We start from the raw sequence: 21,647 nt of genomic DNA on the forward strand, positions 1-21,647 counted from the left end.
TATCCGTAAGGAGAATCATGCCCACGTTGAAGAGGACGCGGCGGTCAGCGCGGCCGGGAGAATGACCACGCTGAGCATGTCTGTGGAGCATCAACAGGCGTCGGCGCCTGTCCCGGGTGCCACAAGCATGCTCAGCGTGGTCATTTGCGGCTCTCCTGCGTCATTTGCCGTCACTGACGCGCTGCTAGTGTCCGGGCAGTGAACGTGCTCGCCGCCGCGGCCTCGCCCGACGCCGCGATGCCGGTGGTGGTGACCGTCGTCGTCCTCGTGGCGGCCGTTCTGCATGCCACCTGGAACGCGGTCGCGCACACCCTCACCGACAAGCTGGTCGCCGTCACGGCACTGTCGGCGGCGTTCGTCGTGGGTGGGATCATGGCGCTGCCCTGGGTCGGCTGGCCCGCCGCGGAAAGCTGGCCGGCGCTGCTCGCCTCGGTCGGGGTCCACATCCTCTACAACCTGTCGCTGATGCGGTCGTACCGGCTCGGCGCGTTCAACCAGGTCTATCCGCTCGCGCGCGGCATGTCGCCGTGGTTGGTGGCGATCCTCGCGCTGGTCCTGGTCGACGAGTCGCTGAGCCCTCTGCGCATGCTGGGCGTCGTGGTGGTCTCGATCGGGCTGGGCTGCCTGGTGTTCGCCAACGGGCGGCCGCGGCCGGAGGAGTTCCCTGCCATCCTCGCGGCCTGCCTGACCGGTCTGCTGATCGCGACCTACACCGTGATCGACGGGATCGGCGTACGACGGTCAGGCACGCCGCTGGGCTATGCCGCCTGGTTGTTCATCCTGCACGGCCTGTCGCTGATCATCTTCGCGGTCGCCCGGCGAGGGCCGGGACTCTTCCGGCAGGTGGCGGGCAACCTGCGACTCGGCGCCCTGGCCGGTGCCTGTGCCGTGGTGGCGTACGGACTCGTGCTCTGGGCACAGGCACGGGGCTCGCTCGCGGCCGTCGCGGCGCTACGGGAGACCAGCGTGATCGTGGGGGCGGTGATCGGGGCGGTGGCGTTCCGCGAACCGTTCGGTCGATGGCGTACGGTCGCGACCGTCGTCGTCGTGACCGGGATCGCGCTCCTCAACTTCGGCTGAGCGGGGCGGGCGGACCGCACGGCGCCCGGTGGTCCCGGCCGGCCGACTGGCGGGACGGCGGCCAGGGTGGATCTGGTAGGAAGGCTGCCAGGCTGCCGGACAGTGCCGTCCGGTCCCTCGGTGGTCCAGCAGGCGTCCCACCGCTCGCAGCCGCACTCCGGTTCCGACTGCACCGCCCGACACTCTGACGGACTGACGGACTGACGGAGGAGAATCCGGTGGCTCAACCCTTCCTGCACGAGCTGGTGAGCTGCGTGTGCGCCCCCAGCGTTGCTCTGTCCGGGCCCGACGGGCAGATCCGTGCGGGCGGCGTTCAGGGAGTGATCCGGCACGACCGGAGAATCCTGTCCGAACTCGTCGTCGACGTCGACGGGCACGAGCCGGCCCCGGTCGGTCACAGTCTCGCCGGCGCGGGACTCGCCCGCTTCACCGGCGTCATCCGACACCTCGGCGACGACGGAGCCGATCCGACCGTACGCCTGGAACGGCAGCGGCGGCTCCGGCCCGACGGGATCGACGAGGTACTGACCCTGGCCAACAACGCCCGCGTCCCGGTCGACGCCACCGTCCGCGTGACGGCCGCGGTCGACCTGGCCCCGATGAACGTCGTACGCCGCGGCGACACGCCCGCCCTCCGCTCACCCTCCGAGGTCCGCGACGACGCCGCGGTCTGGTCGGACAGCATGGGCGAGGTAACACTGCGCACCGAGGGTGCCGAAACCGCGCACGCCGGCGTCGCACCGGTGGGGGACGTACGGCCGGTCTGGAGTTGGCGGGTGACGGTGCCGGCCCGGTCCACGTGGTCGGTGACGTACTCCCTGACCGCGACCGAGGACGCCCTCCCGGCGAACACCTTCGGGCCCGGCACTCCCGGCTGGGAGCCGCTCAGCGTCTCCGGTCCGGCCGCCCTCACCCGGTTGGTCGACCAGAGCGTCGCCGATCTCGCTGGCCTCGCCCTCGCCGACCCGGAGGCGCCAGGCGATGCGTTCCTGGCGGCTGGGAGCCCGTGGTTCTTCACGTTGTTCGGGCGGGACTCGCTCTGGGCCGCCCGCCTCACGCTGCCGCTCGGCACCGACCTCGCCCGCGGCACCCTGCGTACGTTGGCCCGTCGCCAGGGCACCCGCCACGACGTCGACACGGCTGAGGCGCCGGGCAAGATCCTCCACGAGGTACGCATGGAGCAGGCCAGCGTCGGCAGCCTCCCTCCCGTGTACTTCGGCACCGTCGACGCCACCCCCTTGTGGATCTGCCTGCTCCACGACGCCTGGCGCTGGGGTCTCGACGACGGCGCCGTCACCGACCTGCTCGATCCGCTGGAGGCCGCACTCGGCTGGTTGCGTACCGACGCCGACGCCGACGGCGACGGATTCTGTGAGTACGTCGACGAGAGCGGCCACGGCCTCGCCAACCAGGGCTGGAAGGACTCCGGCGACTCGATCCAGTTCCCGGACGGCACGATCGCCGAGCCGTCGATCGCGCTGTGTGAAGCCCAGGCGTACGCCTACGAGGCGGCGATCGCGGGGGCCCACCTGCTGGAGGCGTTCGGCCGTCCGGGCGGTGACCGGATGCGGGAGTGGGCGACGGCGCTGCGGGAGCGCTTTCGTACCACCTTCTGGGTGTCGGACCCGCGCGGCACCTTCCCCGCCCTCGCCCTGGACGGCGCGAAGCGCCCGGTCGCGACGGCGACGTCCAACCTCGGGCACCTGCTCGGCACCGGCATCCTCGACGCCGGCGAGGCCGCGAGCGTGGCGGCGCGGATGCGTACGGACGATCTCGACTGCGGCTACGGGCTGCGGACGATGACCGCCGACGTCGCCGGCTTCAACCCGCTCGGCTACCACGCCGGCACGGTCTGGCCGCACGACACCGCGATCGCCATCCTGGGCCTGGCGAGAGACGGTCACGCGCGGGCCGCAGCGTCGCTGGCGGCGGGTCTCGTCCGGGCCGCGCCGGACTTCGCGTACCGCCTGCCGGAGCTCTTCGCGGGTACGAACGCCCGCCGCGACGAGCCGGTGCTCGCCTATCCGGCCGCGTGCCGTCCCCAGGCCTGGTCGGCGGCCGCGGCGATCGCGATGCTTCAGGCGGCGCTCGGTCTGGAGGCCGACGTCCCGCGCGGGGTGCTCCGGGTCGCACCGTCTGCCGAGTTCGCCGACTGGTTCCCGCTGCGGGTGGAGGGCCTGCGGGTGGCGGGGCACGCGCTGACCGTCGAGGTCGACGCGGCGGGCACCGCCCGGGTCGAGACCAGCGCACCTCTGACCGTCGAGACACCTCGGCCTCCCGGCCGCGAATGACCACGCTGAGCATGCCAGCGGTGTCCGGCGAGGTGTCGACGCCTCGCCCGGGTGGCGCAGGCATGCTCAGCGTGGTCATTTGCCAGCACCATTTGCCAGCACCATTTGCCAGCACTAGCCCGAGACTGACCCGCGCCCGCGCCCCGCAACCTCAGCAAGGGAGAGCCAGTGACCGACGACCGGCCGAACATCGTGTTCATCGTGACCGACGACCACGCCGCCCACGCCATTTCGGCGTACGGCAGTGAGTTGCTCCAGACGCCGAGCATGGACCGGATCGCGGCGGAGGGCATGCGGTTCGACGCGATGTACTGCACGAATGCGCTGTGCGCGCCGAGCCGGGCGTCGATCCTGACCGGGACCTACAGCCACGTCAACGGCGTCAGCACGTTGTCGACCCGCTTCGACGCACGCCAGCCGACGTTCGTGTCGATGCTGCGCGACGCCGGCTACCAGACGTGGCTGGTCGGAAAGTGGCATCTCGGCCATGGCGGCATCCACGACCCGCAGGGTTTCGACTACTGGGAGGTGCTGGAGGACCAGGGTCCGTACTGGGATCCCGAGCTGCTGTCGGAAGGCGGCCGCCGGCGCCAGGTGCCCGGCTACACGACGACGGTCCTCACCGACCTGGCGCTGGAACGCCTGACCGAGCGGGACCGCGAGCGGCCGTTCTGCCTCCTGCTGCACCACAAGGCGCCCCACCGCAGCTGGGATCCGGACACCAAGCACGCGGAGTTGTTCAAAGAGGGGGTCCCAGAGCCGCCGACCCTGTGGGACGACCACGCCGGCCACGGCAGGGCCGCCCGCGAGGCGAAGATGCGCATCAGCCATGACCTCAACGAACGCGACGTCAAGCAGCCCTATCCGCCCGGGCTGGAGGGCCGCGAGCGCACGAAGTGGGCGTACCAGCGCTACATGCAGGACTACCTGCGGTGTGTGGTGTCGGTCGACGAGAACATCGGCAGGGTGCTGGACGCGCTCGACGAGGAGGGCCTCGCCGAGAACACCCTCGTCGTCTACACCTCCGACCAGGGGTTCTTCCTCGGCGACCACGGGTGGTACGACAAACGCTTCATGTACGACGAGTCGTTGCTGATGCCGCTGATGATCCGTTACCCGCGCGAGATCCCGGCCGGATCGACCACGGACGCGATGGCGCTCAACATCGACTTCGCGCAGACGTTCCTCGACTATGCCGGCCTGGATCCCCTCCCGCGCATGCAGGGGCGGAGCCTGCGCCCGCTGCTGCGTGGTGAGCGGCCTGCCGACTGGAGGCAGTCGGTCTACTACCGCTACTGGGAGCACGACGACGGCTCCCATCACGTGGTCGCGCACTACGGCGTACGCACGCAGCGGTACAAGCTCATCTACTACTACGGCGACGGGCTCGGTCTGGCCGGCACGTCTGACCGGCGTACGGCTCCTGAGTGGGAATTGTTCGACCTCGAGAACGATCCGGCCGAGCTGCGGAGCGTCCACGACGATCCGGCGTACGCCGACGTGCGGCGCGAACTGGAGGCCGAGCTGGCCCGGCTGCAGGCCGAGTTCGGCGACAAGCCCGTGCTGGCCCCTGGCGGGTCTGGGTGACGACTACGCCGGTGCCGTTGATGCGTCCGCTGCGAGGCGCTTGACTCGTGCCGAGCCCCAGACGCCCAGCGGGCCAAGGGCGTCGTTGAGGGAGCTGCCGTGCTCGGTGAGGGAGTACTCCACCCTCGGCGGGACCTCACGATAGACCTCGCGGTGGATCAGCCCGTCCTCCTCCATCTCGCGGAGGTGCTGGATGAGCATCTTCTCGCTGACACCTGGGAGGCCACGCTTCAGCTCGCCGAACCGGCGGGTGCCGTAGTTGTTCAACTCCCACAGGATCAGCGACTTCCACTTTCCCGACACCACGTCCATCGCGGCATCGATTCCGCAGACGTACGGGCCACGTCGCGTCCTCGACGTCATCAGATCCTCCTGCCTCACCACGCCTGTTTCCACGGCGGGCTTCAATACTTACGAAACAGTAAGTATTGAACAAAATAGTGAGTACTTGTCAAACGGAATGTAGCGACGAAGGATGACGCCAGGCGTACCGATCCGAACCAAGCAGTCCGAAGGAAAACCGATGACAACCAGAACCACGTTCCTGGGATTGGGAGCGATGGGCAGCGCGCTCGTGAGGGCCGTGCTCGACTCCGGGCGGCCCGCGGTGGTGTGGAACCGTACGCCGCAGCGGGCGCAGGCCCTCGGCGAGCGCGGCGCCGCGGTTGCCGGCACCGTCAAGGAGGCGCTCGCCGGCGGCGGAGTGATCGTCGCGTGCCTCTTCGACCACCAATCCGTCCATGACGTTCTCGATCCGGTCGCCGCCGGCCTGTCCGGGCGCACGTTGATCAACCTGACCACCACGACACCGAACGATGCTCGCGAGCTGGCCGCCTGGGCCGCCGACCACGGCGTCGACTACCTCGACGGCGGGATCATGGCCGTTCCGCAGATGATCGGCGGCCCGGGGTCGGCGATCCTCTACAGCGGTTCGACTGCCGCTTTCGAAGAGCACCGGACACTGCTCGAACTGTGGGGCGAGGCCACCTACTTCGGGACCGACGCCGGCATGGCCTCGCTGTATGACCTGGCGATGCTCTCCAGCATGTACGTGATGTTCGCCGGCTTCATGCACGGTGCGGCCATGGTCGGCTCGGAGGGAGTGTCGGCGAAGGAGTTCGCCGCGCGGGCGACGCCGTTTCTCACCGCCATGACCGGGTCGTTCGCGGAGACCGCCGCAATCATCGACGCCAAGGATTACACCGGCGAGGGCCAACAGAGCCTGGAGTTCTCCGACCTCGGCGACATCATGCGGGCGAGCATCGATCAGGGCGTGAGCCTCGAGGTACTGAAGCCTGTGCACGACCTCATCCGTCGGCAGATCGACACTGGATTCGGCGAGCAGGGCTTCGCACGCATTTTCGAGGAGCTGAGGAGCACCGCATGAGCACCGACACGCCCTCACCGGTGACCGTCATCGGGCTCGGCCCGATGGGGCGGGCGATGGCCGGCGCGCTGCTCGAGGCTGGGCACCGGGTCACGTTGTGGAACCGCACTCCGAGCCGTGCCGACACACTCGTCGCGGCGGGTGCCGTGCTGGCGCTCACTCCGGCAGCGGCCGTCGCGGCCAGCGACTTGACCATCCTCAGCCTCACCGACTACCAGGCGATGTACGACATCCTCGGCCCGGCCGTCGACGATCAGGAGTACGCCGGCGTGCTGGCCGGCAGCGTCATCGTCAACCTCAGCTCCGACACGCCTGACGCCTCCCGCGAGGCGGCGGAATGGGCCGCCAGGCATGGAGCCAGCTTCGTGACGGGTGGCGTGATGGTGCCTGCTCCCGCGATCGGCACGCCAGAGGCGTACGTGTTCTACAGCGGACCCACGGAGGTGTTCGACGTCCACGTACCAGTGCTGAGCCGGATCGGCGCACCCAAGTACCTCGGCGAGGACCCGGGCCTGGCCCAGCTCTTCTACCAGGCCCACCTCGACGTGTTCCTCACCGCGATGTCGAGCCTGCTCCACGCCACTGCGCTCGTCACCGCTGCCGGAATACCGGCAGCCGAGTTCCTGCCCGGCGCGCTGACCACCCTCACCGACATTCCGGCGATGATCGGCGACGGTCGTGAACTCGCCCGCCGGCTGGAAGCAGGTGAGCACCCTGGCGAGCTGAGCACGGCCCAGATGATGGGCGCCACGGCTGACCACATCCTGCGCACAAGCGAGAACTCCGGCGTCGACGTCGCGCTGCCGAAGGCGGTCAGGTCACACTACGAACGCGCGATCGCCGCTGGCCACGGCGCCGAAGACTGGACGGCACTCTACGAAGTGATCAAGACGCGCCGCTGAGTCCGGTCCAGGCGGAGCCACACCGCAGGGATCAGCACCTCGGCGGTTTCCGGCGTCGGTCGGTCACGTCGGCGTCAGAGACGTTCGATGATCGTGGCGACGCCCATGCCACCACCCACGCAGAGCGTCACGAGTCCACGGCGGAGGTCCCGTCGTTCGAGCTCGTCGAGCAGCGTGCCGAGCAACATCGCGCCCGTCGCTCCGAGCGGGTGGCCGAGCGCGATGGCACCACCGTTGACGTTGACGATCTCGGGTGAGATGTCCAGCTCCCGCATGAACCGCAGCACCACCCCGGCGAACGCCTCGTTGACCTCGAACAGGTCGATGTCACCGACCGTCAACCCCGCCTTGTCAAGCGCCTTGCGGGCGGCTGGGGCGGGACCGACCAGCATGATGGTGGGATCGGTCCCTACCGCGGCCGCGCTCACGATCCGGGCCCGCGGGGCGATGCCGAGGTCCGCGCCGACGCGTTCGCCGCCGATGAGGACGGCCGCCGCCCCGTCCACGATCTGGGAGGAGTTGCCCGCCGTGTGGACGTGGTTGATGCGTTCGACGCTCGGATAGCGGTCGATCGCCACGGCGTCGAAACCGAGCGCGCCGAGGTCGGCGAAACTGGGCTTGAGGCCGCCCAGAGTCTCGACCGTGGTCTCGGGGCGGATCGCCTCGTCATGGTCGAGCAGCAGCATGCCGTTGTGGTCGACGACCGGGACCAGCGACCGGTCGAAGTAGCCCTTGTCGCGAGCGACCGTCGCCCGGTGCTGCGACTCGGCGGCATAAGCGTCCACGTCGTCGCGGGTGAAACCCTCCAGGGTGGCGAGCAGGTCGGCGCTCACACCCTGGGGTACGAATCCGGTGGCGAGGTTGGTCTCCGGGTCGATGAACCACGCGCCGCCGTCGGAACCCATCGGCACCCGCGACATCGACTCGACACCGCCGGCCACGACGAGATCGTCGAAGCCCGACCTGACCTTCTGTGCGGCCAGGTTGACGGCTTCGAGACCGGACGCGCAGAACCGGTTGAGCTGGGTACCGGGGACCCTGAGGTCCCAGCCGGCCATCAGCACCGCGGTACGAGCCAGGTCGGCCCCCTGCTCACCCACCGGCGTGACGATGCCGAAGACCACATCGTCCACGCGTTCGGTGTCGAGTTCGGAACGCACCCGCAGCGCCTCCAGCACCCCTGACGCGAGGGTCACCGGTTTCACGCTGTGCAGCGCGCCCCGCTTCCCCCGGCCTCGTGGTGTGCGGATCGCATCGAAGACGTACGCCTCCTCGGTCATGAATCCAGCTTGCCCCTTCCCCGGCGGATCAGCCCAGAAGTCGCCCGACCCGGCCGCCTTCGTGCGCAGGAATGATCGCCTATGGGTGATCATTCCCAACGAGGCGCGGCAGATTCACCGGGTTTCGTGGGGATTGCCGCGTCTCGTGGATCTTGCCGTTCGGCCTGCAAGACCGGAGCTCGCGCGGCGTGCCTGTTGGAGCGCGTGCCTATTGGATCAGAGGCACCCTCACGCAAGCGCCCGTTGCCCCAGGGGCACCTTCACGCACACGCCCGTTGGACCAGGGGCCACACATGGCGCGCGGCAACCCGATGCTGGCAGGTCGGCGTACACCCGGGCAGGCTGGGCACATGAGTCGCCAGCGTCGCGTGACCGGGGAGCGCCTCGCAGGTGGCATGGTGAACGACGTCGTACGCATCGGCGAGACGGTACGCCGACCGATGCCGGCGCGCGCGGCCTACATCCACGACGTCCTCCGGCTCTTCGCCCGCCACGGCTGGCCGGCGGCGCCCCGCTACCTCGGCGTCGACGAGGAAGGGCGGCAGACGCTGACCTATCTGTCCGGTCACGTCGCGTGGCAGCCGGCACAACCTCCGGCGGTCTGGTCCGAGGACAGCCTGACCCGGGTGGCCAAACTGGTCCGGCAGTTCCACGACCTGACCGCCGGTACGCCACTGGCGGAGGACGGCGAGGTGGTCTGTCACAACGACCTGTCACCCAGGAACACCGTCTATCGCGACGACGGCGCCGGCCTGCGTCCGTACGCCTTCATCGACTGGGACTTCGCCGCACCCGGCCGGCGGATCCACGACGTCGCCCACGTGTGTTGGCAGTTTCTCGACCTCGGGCCGGGGCGCGCGAGTCCCAACGGCCCGGCGCGGCTGATCGGCCTGGTCGCCGACACCTACGCGCTACGGACGCGGGACCGGCGTGCGCTCGTCGAGACGATCCTGTGGTGGCAGGACCGCTGCTGGCGAGGCATCGACGAGCGGGCCGACGCCGGCGATCCGGCGATGGAGCGGCTCCGGTCAGCAGGGCACGTCAAGGCGATTCAGGAGGCGTACGCCTGGGTCGGCGAGCACCGCTCCGTCCTCGAGTCCGCCCTCCTCTGAACGGGCGGGGCTTGTCGACCGCCACACGAACTTCTCCGTCCCTCAGGTCCTCGAGGTTCGGTCCCTCAGGTCCTCGTGGTTCGATGCCTCAGGTCCTCGTGGTGAAGTACTGGCACGGGTCGGTGGGGCCGGGATCAGGGAACCACGCGCCGGTGCTCGAGTGGATCTCCTTCGGCACGTTGTGGAAGTCATTTCGCACGATGCCGTAGCCCTTGGCGGGAAGATTGATCCCGATGAAGGCGAACTCCTCGGCCGCGATGGCGAGGATCTCCTTCATCAGGTTCGCCTGATCGTCCTCGCCCACCGTCGTCTGCAGCTGGTCGTACAGCGCCATCTGCCGCCGGACCCAGTCAGGCGGCCGCTCGCCCGATGCGCCGCGGGATTCGTACCACTCCACCCACGGGCCGGCATACTCGTTGCCGCTCTGGGGGAAGTACGCGCGAGGATCCATGACCACATTGGTCCCGCCGAACGCCAGCACCATCGAAACGTCCTGTTCGTTCGCCTCCCGCTTGGCCTCGACGAGCGACGGGGACACGGTCTTGACTACGGTGTCGACTCCGACATCGCGCCAGTAGCGCCCGACGAACTCGGCAACCTGTGGAAACTCCGGTCCGTCATTTCCCTCCGACGCGACGTCGAACAGGATTCTGATCCGCTCGCCGTCGGGGCCGAGGCGGAAACCGTCCCCGTCCTTACCGCTGTACCCGGCGCGGTCGAGGTAATCGTTGGCGAGATCGACGTCGTAGGAGATGAACTGCTTCGCGAGCTTCTCGTTGTAGAACCCGGTTTCGCGCCGTGGCGAGCTCTGCCATGGCTCACCTTGCCGCCGGTAGATCGCGGCGATGATCTCCTGGCGGTTCAACGCATGGGAGAGCCCGATCCGAAATTCCCTGTTCCCGAACACACTCCTCTTGACGGCGTCGGTATGAGTCACGTTGAGCATCAGAAGTGCCGTGTTCATCGGATCTGGAAGGAGATCGAAGAATCTGTAGTTGCCCTTCTCCCGATCCCGAGCGAGCACGGGCTTGTTCTCGGCGATGTTGATGTGCCTGCTGTGCATGTCCAACTCACCACCGAGCGCCTTGAGCAGGACCACCTCGGGCGTCTGCAGGACTTGGTACTCGATCCCGTCGAGGTAGGGGAGTTGGTTGCCTTCGGAATCGACCTTCCAGTAATACGGATTGCGCTTCGCGACGACGCGAGTCCCACTGCCGTCGTACGGCGTTTCCAGCGTCCACGGGCTGAGGGTGGGAAGGTCCGGGTTCAGCGACCAGTCGGCGCGATCGAGAAAGAGTGCGACCCAGTCCTCGAATCCCGCGTCCCTGACTTTCCGGTCGATCGTGTCCGGGGCATATTTCTGGTGGAACTGCTCAAGATAGTGGCGGGGCTTGTTGATCAGCTCCAGGCCGTTTCCCCCGGCCAGATAGCGGGCTAGGAGACCATGGGAGATCTGGTATCGGAAGGCCACGGCATGGTCGTCGACCTTCTCGACCGTGGGCGGCTTCCCTGCGCTGAGCAGGAGCGGCGACTTGGTGGGAGTGAGCTCATCGTTCATGAAGACGTCGTCGAACCAGAACGTCACGTCGTCTGCGGTGAACGGTGAGCCGTCTGACCACTTCATACCGTCCCGCAGGTGGAAGACGTACTCGGTCTTGTCGTCATTGACGTCGTAGGACTCGGCGACATCCGGGACCACGCCGCTCCAGTCCCTGCTGTAACGAAGCAGGCCACCGTAGTGCTGCAGCCTTTCCATCCACGCGGCGTCGTCGCTGCCGACCAGCGCGGTGTGCCACGTCCCTCCGTACACCCCCACCCGCTCGACCGGGCGGACGACGAGGGGAGTCTTCGGAAGACGCTCCTTCAGGGGCGGGAGTTTCCCTCCTCGGACCAGGTCGACCAGAGCAGGCGCTTCCTTGGCACCATTCCGCCTCCGACCATCCCGCCCTGATCCGTTGCCCCCCGGGTCTGTCGAGAGGAGGTCACACCCGGTCAGGGTCAGTGCAGCGGCCGCGGAGGCACTCGAACTCAGCAGGGTCCTCCGGGTCATTCTGCCGACGCGCCTGGTCCGCTCGTTCATCCCACCGCCCACCCTTTGAGGACATTCTGTATACCCACTCCGGTATCCGGTCAACAGGTTCCATACGTCACAGAACGGCCAGCCAGGGACGTCGGACACACATTTCCGCGTTCGTCATCAGGGGCGGACACACTTCGGCGGGTACGCCCACCGAAGGAACACCCGAGGTACGACGTCAGCCGGGGAGCGGACTGGGCACGCCCTCGGAGATCCCGGTCGCGAGGTTGACGGTAGGGATGACGGGAGCCTTGGCGCAGCTGGTGCGGCGTTCCGGCTCGGGCGTCTCGACGCGCCCGCTCACCCACCAGGCGCGGGCAGGTCCCGATGGCGCGTTACCGATCGGGTCCGCCGCCCCGCCGTCCTCGGTGGCCGGCACGCGATCCGGGGCGCTGTCCCGCACCCGCACCCGCCAGTCGGCGCCGTCGACCAACTCGTCGTCGATGACCAGCGCGTCGGTCCCGGTTTCCCCCGTCAGAGCGCGGACCGCGAGTTCGGCGACCTGACCGGCAGGACTCCACGTCGATCGACCACGACAGCGCTCGGTCACCATCTGGCCCGAACCCGAGCCGGTGAGCAGCCGATCCGCGAAACCGGCATCCAGCCGGCCATACAGGTACCCGCTGGGGAGCACCACCGCCGTCGGCGCGAACCTGTGCCCACCGGTGTGCGTCGTCTCCCACACCTGCTCGCCGTGGCGGGTTGCCAGGTCGGCGGCGATCGGCCTCCCACGCAGAGCGCAGCAGACGTCGCGGCGGCCGTTGGTGCAGACCAGGAGCAACGTGCGATCGTCGAGACGCCCGAACGACGGGCGGACGCCGGATCCGAGCGCATCGAGATCGAGGTCGAGCAGCTCGCGAGGATCGTCGACGCGCCCATGGACGAGCCACGTCGCGCCAGGCCGGGTGTGCGCGAGAAAGACCTGCCGACGGACGGTCGGTGGGTGTTCGTCGGCATGCCGCCCTGGCCGCCGGATCAGTTGCAGTCGTACGCCCGTCCCGCCCGCGCGGCGGACGAGTTCCGTACCGATCTCGTGATCGAGATGGGATTCGCGTAGGGCGTCGGGACCGTAGGGCCCGGACTGCTCGATGCACATCCACGTCCGCGCCGCCGCCGCCGTGCCCGCCAGGGGTTCTGCCAGCGTCGCTGACAGCACCGAACATGACGTCGCCGGCAGCTCCATCTCCCCACCTGACCAGATCGTGGACAACTCGCGCCCGCTCCACTGTGACAGGACGAGCGGGCAACAGCCAACCGGGCAGTGTACTTCTCGGCCAATGCTGGACCACCCGCGTCCGCACCAGGCCCCGCCCGAGCGTGGGCGTTTCACATCATGGACACGCCGCCGCGGGCACACCGGCAGCCGCACACCTCCTCAGGGCGCATCGCCCTGGTCGGCGAGCACTTCGTAGGTGACCTCCTGCTTGCCCTGACTGCGGGGCACCCCGAGCGCGTCCCAGGTGTCAGGCAGCAGGTCGATCGCGACGCCCGTCCACTCGGCGGGACCCCGGTCGCGCACCGGGGCGATCACACTCCTGCCCGTCTCTTTGCTGGTGATCCGGATCATCGTCCCGCAGGGGACCTCCCACAACGCGACGCCCTCGGTGAGATCCCGGCTGTTGCCGCCGCAGGCCATCGGCTGGTACTCGGACTCGTCACCGAAGTAGCTGGCGAGCCCGCTCACCGTCTCCACGACCTTCGGCGAGATCGACGGTGTCGGCGCGGGCGAGGCACTCCGCGCGGCCCGTTGTGCCCGCCGTTCGGCCGCACGTCGGGCCTTGGACGCCGCCTCCCGCTTCTCCTGCGCGGCCTGTTTCCTGGCCAGTTCGGCCTTGGCGCGCATGTCGTCGGCGTGGTCCTGGAGCGCGTGACCTCGCGCCCTCTTGGCCTCCGACACCGCGGTCCACGTGTCCGCGTCAGGCAACCCGTCCGGAGTGGGGAAGTCGAGCCGGTCGCCGCGGGAGGCCCGCGCCGTGGCATTGGCGCGGGCGTCGCCGTCATGCTCGCCTGCGTACGTCGCCCACAGCGGACTTCCCCCTGCCGACCCGGTGAGGACGTACACACCGCCGCCGACCGCGCCGAACAGGATGAGCGCCAGGGCGATGCCGAAAATCACGGGAGTACGCATCTGCTTCCGGCGGCGGACCCCCGAATTCCGCGGGTGCCGACTGGAGTCACCGCGCGGGGAAGATCTGGGCACCTGCTCGCCTTCCGGTCCGGGATATCGCTGGAAAACTGCGGAACAGATCTCCCCCGACCGCGGACGAACCCGCCCAGGTTTACACAGCTATCGAGATCAATCCAAGACTGTCGGACGAAATGCCTCCTTTGTCGTAAGGGCCGAAAAGAAGGCGAAACGGCCCTGCCCATCGAGGAACGGCGGGAACACCGTGCGGATACGACGGCGCCCGGTGACCACCACTCGGGTGATCACCGGGCGTCCGCGTCAATGACCCGGCCGGAGCCGGAGAACTACTTCGTCAGGTTCGTCACGAAGTCCGGGTTGTCTTCCATCCAGGCCGTGACGCCCTCTTCTTCATTCCCCTCGTTCTGGTTCAGGGCGACGTCCTCCAGCGTGCCGAGGCTCTCGTCGTCCATCGTGAAGTTGGCCATCCAGCCGGCCAACTCGGGGAAGTCCTTCTTGAAGCCCTTCCGACCGATCGCGTGGATCTCTTCTGCCTTGCCCATCGCGCCCTTGGGGTCCTCGAGGTCGCGGATCGGCAGTTTCGCGTACGCCCAGTGCGGACGCCACAGAGTCACGACGACGGGGTCCTTGGCGTCGATCGCCTTCTGCAGTTCGGTGAGCATCGCCGGAGTCGACGATGTCACGAGCTCGTACTCACCCTCGAGGCCGTACTGCGGGATCGCCTCCTCCTTGGTGACCCGGGTCAGTCCGGCACCGGCTTCGATACCGACGACCCGGCCGTCGAACTCGCCCGCACTGCCCTTCAGGTCCTCGATCGACTTCGCCTTCACGTAGTCCGGCACGGCCAAGGCGAGCTTCGCGTTGTCGTACCACACCCCGAGGTCCTCGAGGTCCGCGCTGTACTTCTCCCAGTACGGCTGGTGAGTCACCGGCAGCCAGCCGTCGAGGAAGAGGTCGATGTCACCCTTGGACAGGCCGGTGAAGATCGGTCCGGGGTCGAGCTGAACCAGTTCGACCTCGTAGCCCTTCTCCTCGAGCACCTGCTTCCACATGTGGGTGACGACGACGTCCTCGTCCCACGGAATCCAGCCGATCTTGATCGACTTTTCGCCCGCGGGCTCCTCGGCCTTACCTCCGCCGGTGTCACCGGTGTCGCCTTCGGATCCCCCGATGGTGCCGCAACCCACCGTCACCAGCCCAAAGGCGAGCAACGCCGCGATCAGCATCGTCAGGCGTCTCATCTTCGATTCACGTTGCACGGTTAGCTGTCCTTTCCCATCTTCGGATTGCTCAGGCATCGTGCTGGACCGAACACGTCCTGCTCGCCTGGGACGCCCGCGAACGTCATTGTTCGCCAGCGGCCGCAGCCGCTCGGACGACCGCCGAGCGGCTCGTCAGCGCCGCCGTGAGGCGGTCGAGATAGATCGCCAGGATCACCACCGCTATCCCGGCTTCGAAACCCTCGCCGATCTGCGCGTTGGAGATCGCGGAGTAGACATCGCCACCAAGGCCACCAGCACCCACCAGGCCGGCGATCACGACCATGGACAGGGCGAGCATGATCACCTGGTTGACGCCCGCCATGATCGTCGGAAGGGCGAGTGGAAGCTGGATCCGGGCGAGGATCTTCATCGGTGAAGCGCCGAACGCCTCGCCGGCCTCGACAACTTCACGATCGACCTGACGGATGCCCAACTCCACCAACCGCACGCCTGGTGCCATCGCGAAGATCACGGTCGCAACGGCGCCGGGAACCGGGCCGACCCCGAAGATCAGGATCGCGGGAATCAGGTAGACGAAGGGGGGAAGTGTCTGCATCACGTCGAGGACCGGCCTGATCAGCTGGCTCACCGTGTCGTTGCGCGCGGCGAGGATGCCGACCGGGACGGCCAGGAGGACCGCCAACGCGCTTGCGATCAGGACCAGGGACAACGTCTCCATCGAGGAGTCCCACAGGTCCATTCCACCGATCAGCACAAACCCGATGAGCGAGAACAGACCGAACTTCCAGCCACGTAAGGCGAAGCCGAGGAGGGCGAAGGTCACCGACAGGACGAACACCGGCGGGATGCTCGTCACCGCCGCGAGGTAGCCAAGGACAGCCGCCCCCGCGAACGCGCCCACGCCGATCTTCCAGCCCCGCAGGCCGAAGGCGATGACACCGAACAGGAGCGCGAGCCCGATGATCGTCGGGGTGAGGAGGAACGTGGTCAGCCCGTCATAGGTCCACTCGAGCACCGAGGCAATGGCATCGAGCAGCACCCCGAACGTGGCGATCAACCAGTCGATGACCGCCTCGAGGGCCTCACCGACGGGGATCCGGGGAATCTCGACAGCGGCCAGGTTCATGACGGCACCTCCTCGGTGGACACCGAGGACGGCTCCGCCGCATCCTCTGACGTACTGCTCCCGTCGGACTCCCCTGCGCCGCCGCCGAGGGCGAGCAGCAACGTGACACGGGGTATGACGCCGACCAACCGTTTCTCCTCGTCGACGACCGCGAGCGGCACCGGACACTCCGCGGATGGCGTCAGGAGTTCGGCCACCACGGTGTCGGGTGAGACGGCGACGACATCCTCGGGATCCATCAGACTGGTCAGTGACTCCGAGCCCTGGCGGGTCGCCTCGGCGACGGCGGCGTCACGAACGACGCCCACAAGTTTCCGGTCGCTGTCGACCACGAACGCCGCGGCCACCTGTTGCTCGCGCATGGTACGCAGCGCCTGGCGCGGTCCGGAGCGCGCGCCCACGACGGCGACGGACCGCTCCATCACCGCACTCGCCGTCAGTACGCGTGAACGGTCGACATCTTGCACGAACTGCGCCACATAGTCGTTCGCCGGGTCCTGCAGGATCTCTTCTGACGTACCGATCTGCACGATCCGCCCGTCGCGCATCATCGCGATCCGGTCACCCAACCGCATGGCCTCGTTGAGATCGTGGGTGATGAAGATGATGGTTTTTCCCAACCTGGCCTGGAGTTCCACCAGCTGGTCCTGCATCTCACGCCGGATCAGCGGGTCGAGTGCGCTGAACGCCTCGTCCATCAACATCACGTCCGTGCCAGCCGCGAGCGCTCGGGCGAGCCCGACGCGCTGCCGCATTCCGCCGGAGAGCTGGGTCGGCAGGTGGCTCTCCCATCCGGTGAGGCCGACCATCTCGAGTGCGTTGTTGGCGCGCTCGAGCCGCTCCGCCTTCGGCAGCTGACGAATCTCCAGGCCGTACGCGGCGTTCTCGAGCACGGTGCGGTGCGGCAGCAACGCGAAGTGCTGGAAGACCATGCTGACCTTCTCCTGCCGGAGCGCGCGAAGCTCCTTGCTCGGCAGGCCGGTGAGCTTGGTCTCGTCGATGTAGACCGCACCCGACGTGGGCTCGAGCAGTCCGTTCAGCATCCGGATGAGCGTCGACTTGCCGGAGCCGGACAACCCCATGACGACGAAGATCTCACCGGGCTCGACTTCGAAGGACGCGTCAATGACAGCGGGTGTGACGCCAAGCTTGCCGACGGACTCCTTGTCCTTTCCTTGTTCGAGGAGGCGGACGGCATCGTCAGCGCGACGTCCGAACACTTTGTAGAGCTTTTCGGCACGTACGGCGGGCACTAGCTCCCTCATCGCTTCTCGTCGCGCGCCACTGCACGGCGTCCAAGGCCAGCACGGCGGAGCACTAGGGGCGTTCGACCGCGGCATGCTTGGCGCCTTCGCCGCAGTCCGGCCGGCGTCTGCGCCTCTTCCGACCCTCGTAGTGGGTCGACGCGCGACGTTTCCACCTGCAGTCCGGCCAGCCCCTGGACGGACTTATCGGTAACTGACCGTACCCGGGTCTGGTGGACGAATTCCAGTCCAGCCCGCCCGCCGGGCAGGTCGGCGTTCCACAGAGTGGTATTCCTCACTCTGCGTCGGCACATTAAGCCGTACCGTGCCTGAAAATATGGCCGGTCCGGCGAGCGATGGCGCGCCGCCGGACCGGCAGGAAGGCACTCAGGCGAGACTGTCCAACCACGCCTGATGCAGATCGGCGAACCGTCCGGAATCGGCAATCAGGTCAGACGGCGGTCCGTCCTCGACGATCCGACCGCCTTCCATCACCAACACCCGGTCGGCGATCTCCACCGTGGAGAGCCGGTGCGCGATGATCAGCGCCGTCCGGTCGGCGAGGATGGTACGCAGTGCCCGCTGCACCAGTCGTTCGCTGGGAACGTCGAGACTGGACGTCGCCTCGTCGAGGATGAGGACGGCCGGATCGGCCAGGAACGCCCGCGCGAACGCCACCAACTGCCGCTGCCCTGCCGACAGCCGGCCCCCGCGCTTGCCGACCTCGGTATCGTAGCCGTCCGGCAGGCTGGTGATGAACTCGTCGGCGCCGATCGCCCTTGTGGCGTGAACGATGTCCTTCATCGAGGCGCTCGGCCGGCCGAAGCGGATGTTGTCGGCGACCGTGCCGGTGAACAGGAAGTTCTCCTGCGTCACCATGACGACCGCCCGCCGGAACGTCGCCTCGTCGAGATTGCGGAGGTCGACACCGTCGAGCGTGACCCTGCCGCGGATGGGGTCGTAGAACCGCGACAGCAGCTTCGCCAGCGTCGTCTTGCCGGCACCCGTCGCGCCCACCAGTGCCACCGTCTGCCCGGCCGGCACGCGCAGGTCGAGATGCGGGAGCACCAAGTGCTCCTCCTGCGCTTCACCCTCCGGCCTCTCGGCCTTGTAGCCGAACTCCACACCGTCGAAGTGCACCGTTCCCTTGGCCCGCGGCAGCGGCACCGGATGAGTCGGCTCGGGCACGTCCGACTGTTCCTCGAGCACACCCGACAGCTTCTCCAGTGCCGCACTCGCCGACTGGAATGTGTTGTAGAACTGGCTGATCTCCTGCATGGGCTCGTAGAACTGGCGCAGGTAGAGCAGGAACGCCGTCAGCACGCCGACCGTCACGGCGTCGTGGAACGCCAGCCAACCGCCGTACAGCAAGACCGCGGCCACGGTGAGGTTGCCGATCAGCTTGATGCCCGGCATGAAGACCGCGATCAGCCGCATGCCGCGCATGTTGGCGTCCCGGTAGGCCTCGTTGACCTCCTCGAAGATCTCCTGGTTCCGCGGCTCGCGACGGAACGCCTGCACCGCGCGGATCCCGTTCATCGACTCGACGAAGTGCACGATGACCGCCGCGACGGTCTCCCGCGTACGCCGGTACGCGATGCTGGACTGCTTGCGGAACCACTGGGTGAAGAGGAACAGGATCGGGATCGGAATCAACGCCACCAGGCCGAGGTGGACATCGAGCACCAGCAGCAGGATCGCGGTACCGATGAGCGTGAGCACCGCGGAGACCAGGCCGTCGAAGCCGGACTGGAGCAGCTCGTAGATCGCGTCGATGTCGGAGGTCAGGCGGGAGATCACCCGACCCGAGGTGTACTTCTCGTGGAACCGCAGCGACAGCTTCTGGAAGTGGTTGAAGACCCGCCGGCGCAGCTCCAGCAGGATGTCCTGACCGATGCGACCGGACAGTTGCAGGAAGGCCTGTCGCGCAAGCGCCTGACCGATCGCCGCTACGAGGATGACGGCCACGACCGTGATCAGCGTCCGCGCGCCCTCACTGGCGAGGATGGGCGGAATACCGCGGTCGATCCCGACCTTCACGAGGTACGGAATCGCCAGCCGGGCAGCGTTTTCGGCGATGACGATCGCGATCAGCGCGAAGATCAGCTTCTTGTGTGGCCGCAGCAGGTCGCCCAGCAGCCGGCGGGAACGTTCGCGCAGGAGTAGAGACACCTTCTCGGTGATCTCGTCCTGCTGCTCCGCGGCGACGCCGCGCCAGTCCGACCCGTCCGTACGGCCGTCGTCGCCGTTGCCGCCGTGCCTGCGGTCCTGATCGGTCCGGTCGGTCGCCTCGGTCGAGGATGCGGTCACGACATCACCTCCTCGGCGTCGAGATCGGCGTCCTGGCCGAGCAGTTCGCGATACTCGGGCACCTGGTCGAGGAGCTCGTGGTGGGTGCCGACGTGAGTGACCGTGCCGTTCTGCAACAGCGCTACCTTGTCGGCCAGCAGAACCGTCGACGCGCGGTGCGCGACGACGATGCCGGTCGCGTGCTCGAGTACCTTCCGCAACGCCTCCTCCACCAACGCCTCGGTCTCGACGTCGAGGGCGGACAACGTGTCGTCGAGGACGAGCACCTTCGGCTTGGTCAACACCGCGCGGGCCAACGCGAGCCGCTGCCGCTGCCCACCGGACAGTGACATGCCCTGCTCGCCGATCCGGGTGTCGAGTCCCCAGGGCAGGTTGTAGACGAACGTCGCCTGCGCGACCTCGAGCGCCTGGGCGATCTCGTCGTCCGTCGCGTCCGACCGGCCGAGCGTGAGGTTCTCCCGCACGCTCATGGAGAACAACGTCGGCTCCTCGAACGCCGTGGCGACGACCGACCGGAGGGTCGGCAAGGTGAGATCGCGGATGTCGTGACGGTCCACGGTGATCCGGCCCGCCGTGACGTCGTAGAGCCGCGGCACAAGTGCCGTCAACGTCGTCTTGCCCGAGCCCGTGGCGCCCACCACTGCAAGGGTTTCGCCCGGCTGAACGTCGAGCCAGACATCTCGCAGGACCGGAGTCTTGTCGTCAGGGAAGTGGAACCCGACGCCCTCGAAACGCAGGTGCCCCCTGAGGCGCGCGACCTCCTTGGTGCCGCCGGCGATCGTGGGCTCGGTGTCGAGCACCTCCATCACCCGGTCGGCGGCGGTCATCGCCTCCTGCGCCATCGCCAGGATGTGGCCCATCGACGCGATCGGCCACACCAGCTGGAGCATCAGGGTGGTGAACGCGACGAGGGCTCCCAGCGTCAGCGCGCCCCGCCCCACCGCGAGCGCGCCGAGCAGCAGGACCAAGGCGAGGGTGACGTTGGGAACGAACCCGAGCACGGTCCAGAACCGGGACGAGAGCCGGACCTTCTCCATCGAGGTGGCGTAGACGTTGCAGGCACCCTCGTCGAACGTGTCGTAGACGTGGTGCCGTCGTCCGAACGACTTGATCACCCGGATGCCGACGGCACCCTCCTCGATGACCGTGGCGAGGTCACCCTGCTCGTCCTGCACCTGGCGGGAGATCCGGATGTAGCGGCGTTCGAACCGTCCGGAAGCGATGACGATCGGGATGGCCGACGCCGCGACGACGAGGCCGAGTGGCCAGTACATCCGGAAGAGCAGCACGGCGACGACACTGAGCTGCACGATGTTGGTGATGAGGAACAGGACACCGAACCCGAGGAACCGCCGGATCACCGACAGGTCCGTCGTCGCCCGCGACAACAGCTGACCGCTCTGCCAGCCGCCGTGGAACGCCATCGGCAACCGCTGCAGGTGGGCGTAGAGGTCGTCGCGGATCTGCGTCTCGAGACCCAGGACCGCGCGGGACTGGATCCACCGCCGGACGAAGATCAGGAACGCCTCGGTGATACCGAGGCCGGCGGCGAGGAGACCGAGCAGGATCAGTCCGGTGACTTCCCGGTGGGCGATGGGACCGTCGATGATCTCCTTCGTGACCAGGGGGATCGACAAGCTCGCGCCGACACCGACAAGGGCCGCGAGGAGCATCAGGACCAGGCGCCCGGTGTAGGGACGGAGGTACGAACGAAGCCGCCACAGATTGGTCACGCCGGCGAAACGGCGTCTGCCACCTGGCGGTGTGGCTGGCTGGCCCTCGGAACTGTTTGGATCTGAACTGTCTGGGTCTTGGCTTCCTGGATCTGGACTTTCTGACTGGTGGGCGCCGAGCGCCGGTCTATCTGATGGCATCGTCGGGC

16 protein-coding genes are annotated in these 21,647 nt (G+C 67.9%); 6 read left to right on the forward strand and 10 right to left on the reverse strand.

Annotated features, from left to right (window positions below; genetic code table 11):
* Nucleotides 1–198 precede the first annotated feature (198 nt).
* The 3 genes from ABNF93_RS13585 (at nt 199) to ABNF93_RS13595 (ending at nt 4,958) form a co-directional block, all read left to right on the forward strand.
* Nucleotides 199–1,080, forward strand: coding sequence for an EamA family transporter (locus ABNF93_RS13585; protein ID WP_349328339.1), 882 nt, complete (start codon nt 199–201; stop codon nt 1,078–1,080).
* Between the two features lie 218 nt (nt 1,081–1,298).
* On the forward strand, nt 1,299–3,371 hold the full coding sequence (locus ABNF93_RS13590) for an amylo-alpha-1,6-glucosidase (protein WP_349328340.1): 2,073 nt from the start codon (nt 1,299–1,301) through the stop codon (nt 3,369–3,371).
* Nucleotides 3,372–3,539: 168 nt separating this feature from the next.
* Nucleotides 3,540–4,958, forward strand: coding sequence for a sulfatase family protein (locus ABNF93_RS13595; protein ID WP_349328341.1), 1,419 nt, complete (start codon nt 3,540–3,542; stop codon nt 4,956–4,958).
* 3 nt (nt 4,959–4,961) lie between these two features.
* Here the strand turns inward: ABNF93_RS13595 and ABNF93_RS13600 are convergent, their stop codons facing one another.
* Entirely contained in the window at nt 4,962–5,321 is a 360-nt protein-coding gene (locus ABNF93_RS13600; RefSeq protein ID WP_349328342.1) for a winged helix-turn-helix transcriptional regulator, read from the reverse strand.
* A 160-nt stretch (nt 5,322–5,481) separates the two neighbouring features.
* Here ABNF93_RS13600 and ABNF93_RS13605 point away from each other — a divergent pair, with 160 nt between their 5' ends.
* A complete protein-coding gene (locus ABNF93_RS13605) occupies nt 5,482–6,345 on the forward strand; it encodes an NAD(P)-dependent oxidoreductase (protein ID WP_349328343.1) in 864 nt (287 codons plus the stop codon).
* Nucleotides 6,342–7,247, forward strand: a complete 906-nt coding sequence (locus ABNF93_RS13610; RefSeq protein ID WP_349328344.1) for an NAD(P)-dependent oxidoreductase — start codon at nt 6,342–6,344, stop codon at nt 7,245–7,247. Before ABNF93_RS13605 ends, ABNF93_RS13610 begins: the two co-directional genes overlap by 4 nt.
* Nucleotides 7,248–7,321: 74 nt before the next feature.
* On the opposite strand, the gene ABNF93_RS13615 is transcribed toward ABNF93_RS13610, so the two are convergent.
* Nucleotides 7,322–8,527, reverse strand: coding sequence for an acetyl-CoA C-acetyltransferase (locus ABNF93_RS13615; RefSeq protein WP_349328345.1), 1,206 nt, complete (start codon nt 8,525–8,527; stop codon nt 7,322–7,324).
* Between the two features lie 350 nt (nt 8,528–8,877).
* Between ABNF93_RS13615 and ABNF93_RS13620 the strand changes: the two genes are divergently transcribed.
* Nucleotides 8,878–9,639, forward strand: a complete 762-nt coding sequence (locus tag ABNF93_RS13620) for a phosphotransferase (RefSeq protein WP_349328346.1) — start codon at nt 8,878–8,880, stop codon at nt 9,637–9,639.
* Between the two features lie 88 nt (nt 9,640–9,727).
* Here the strand turns inward: ABNF93_RS13620 and ABNF93_RS13625 are convergent, their stop codons facing one another.
* The 8 genes from ABNF93_RS13625 to ABNF93_RS13660 form a co-directional block, all read right to left on the reverse strand.
* A complete protein-coding gene (locus ABNF93_RS13625; RefSeq protein WP_349328347.1) occupies nt 9,728–11,455 on the reverse strand; it encodes an ABC transporter substrate-binding protein in 1,728 nt (575 codons plus the stop codon).
* A 439-nt stretch (nt 11,456–11,894) separates the two neighbouring features.
* Entirely contained in the window at nt 11,895–12,899 is a 1,005-nt protein-coding gene (locus tag ABNF93_RS13630; RefSeq protein WP_349328348.1) for a ferredoxin family protein, read from the reverse strand.
* A gap of 192 nt (nt 12,900–13,091) precedes the next feature.
* On the reverse strand, nt 13,092–13,844 hold the full coding sequence (locus ABNF93_RS13635; RefSeq protein WP_349328349.1) for a septal ring lytic transglycosylase RlpA family protein: 753 nt from the start codon (nt 13,842–13,844) through the stop codon (nt 13,092–13,094).
* A 344-nt stretch (nt 13,845–14,188) separates the two neighbouring features.
* Entirely contained in the window at nt 14,189–15,103 is a 915-nt protein-coding gene (locus tag ABNF93_RS13640) for a glycine betaine ABC transporter substrate-binding protein (protein ID WP_349328350.1), read from the reverse strand.
* Between the two features lie 103 nt (nt 15,104–15,206).
* Nucleotides 15,207–16,211 carry an ABC transporter permease gene (locus ABNF93_RS13645; protein ID WP_349328351.1) on the reverse strand — a complete coding sequence of 335 codons (1,005 nt, stop codon included), beginning with the start codon at nt 16,209–16,211 and terminating at the stop codon, nt 15,207–15,209.
* Nucleotides 16,208–17,476 carry a quaternary amine ABC transporter ATP-binding protein gene (locus ABNF93_RS13650; protein WP_349328352.1) on the reverse strand — a complete coding sequence of 423 codons (1,269 nt, stop codon included), beginning with the start codon at nt 17,474–17,476 and terminating at the stop codon, nt 16,208–16,210. The genes ABNF93_RS13645 and ABNF93_RS13650 overlap by 4 nt, the downstream gene beginning before the upstream one ends.
* Before the next feature lie 366 nt (nt 17,477–17,842).
* A complete protein-coding gene (locus tag ABNF93_RS13655; protein ID WP_349328353.1) occupies nt 17,843–19,765 on the reverse strand; it encodes an ABC transporter ATP-binding protein in 1,923 nt (640 codons plus the stop codon).
* Nucleotides 19,762–21,498: an ABC transporter ATP-binding protein gene (locus ABNF93_RS13660; protein WP_349328354.1), complete on the reverse strand. Its 1,737-nt coding sequence runs from the start codon at nt 21,496–21,498 to the stop codon at nt 19,762–19,764. Before ABNF93_RS13660 ends, ABNF93_RS13655 begins: the two co-directional genes overlap by 4 nt.
* Nucleotides 21,499–21,647 lie beyond the last annotated feature (149 nt).

This window comes from Actinopolymorpha sp. B9G3 (assembly GCF_040120725.1).
In the GTDB taxonomy this organism is placed as follows: Bacteria; Actinomycetota; Actinomycetes; order Propionibacteriales; family Actinopolymorphaceae; genus Thermasporomyces.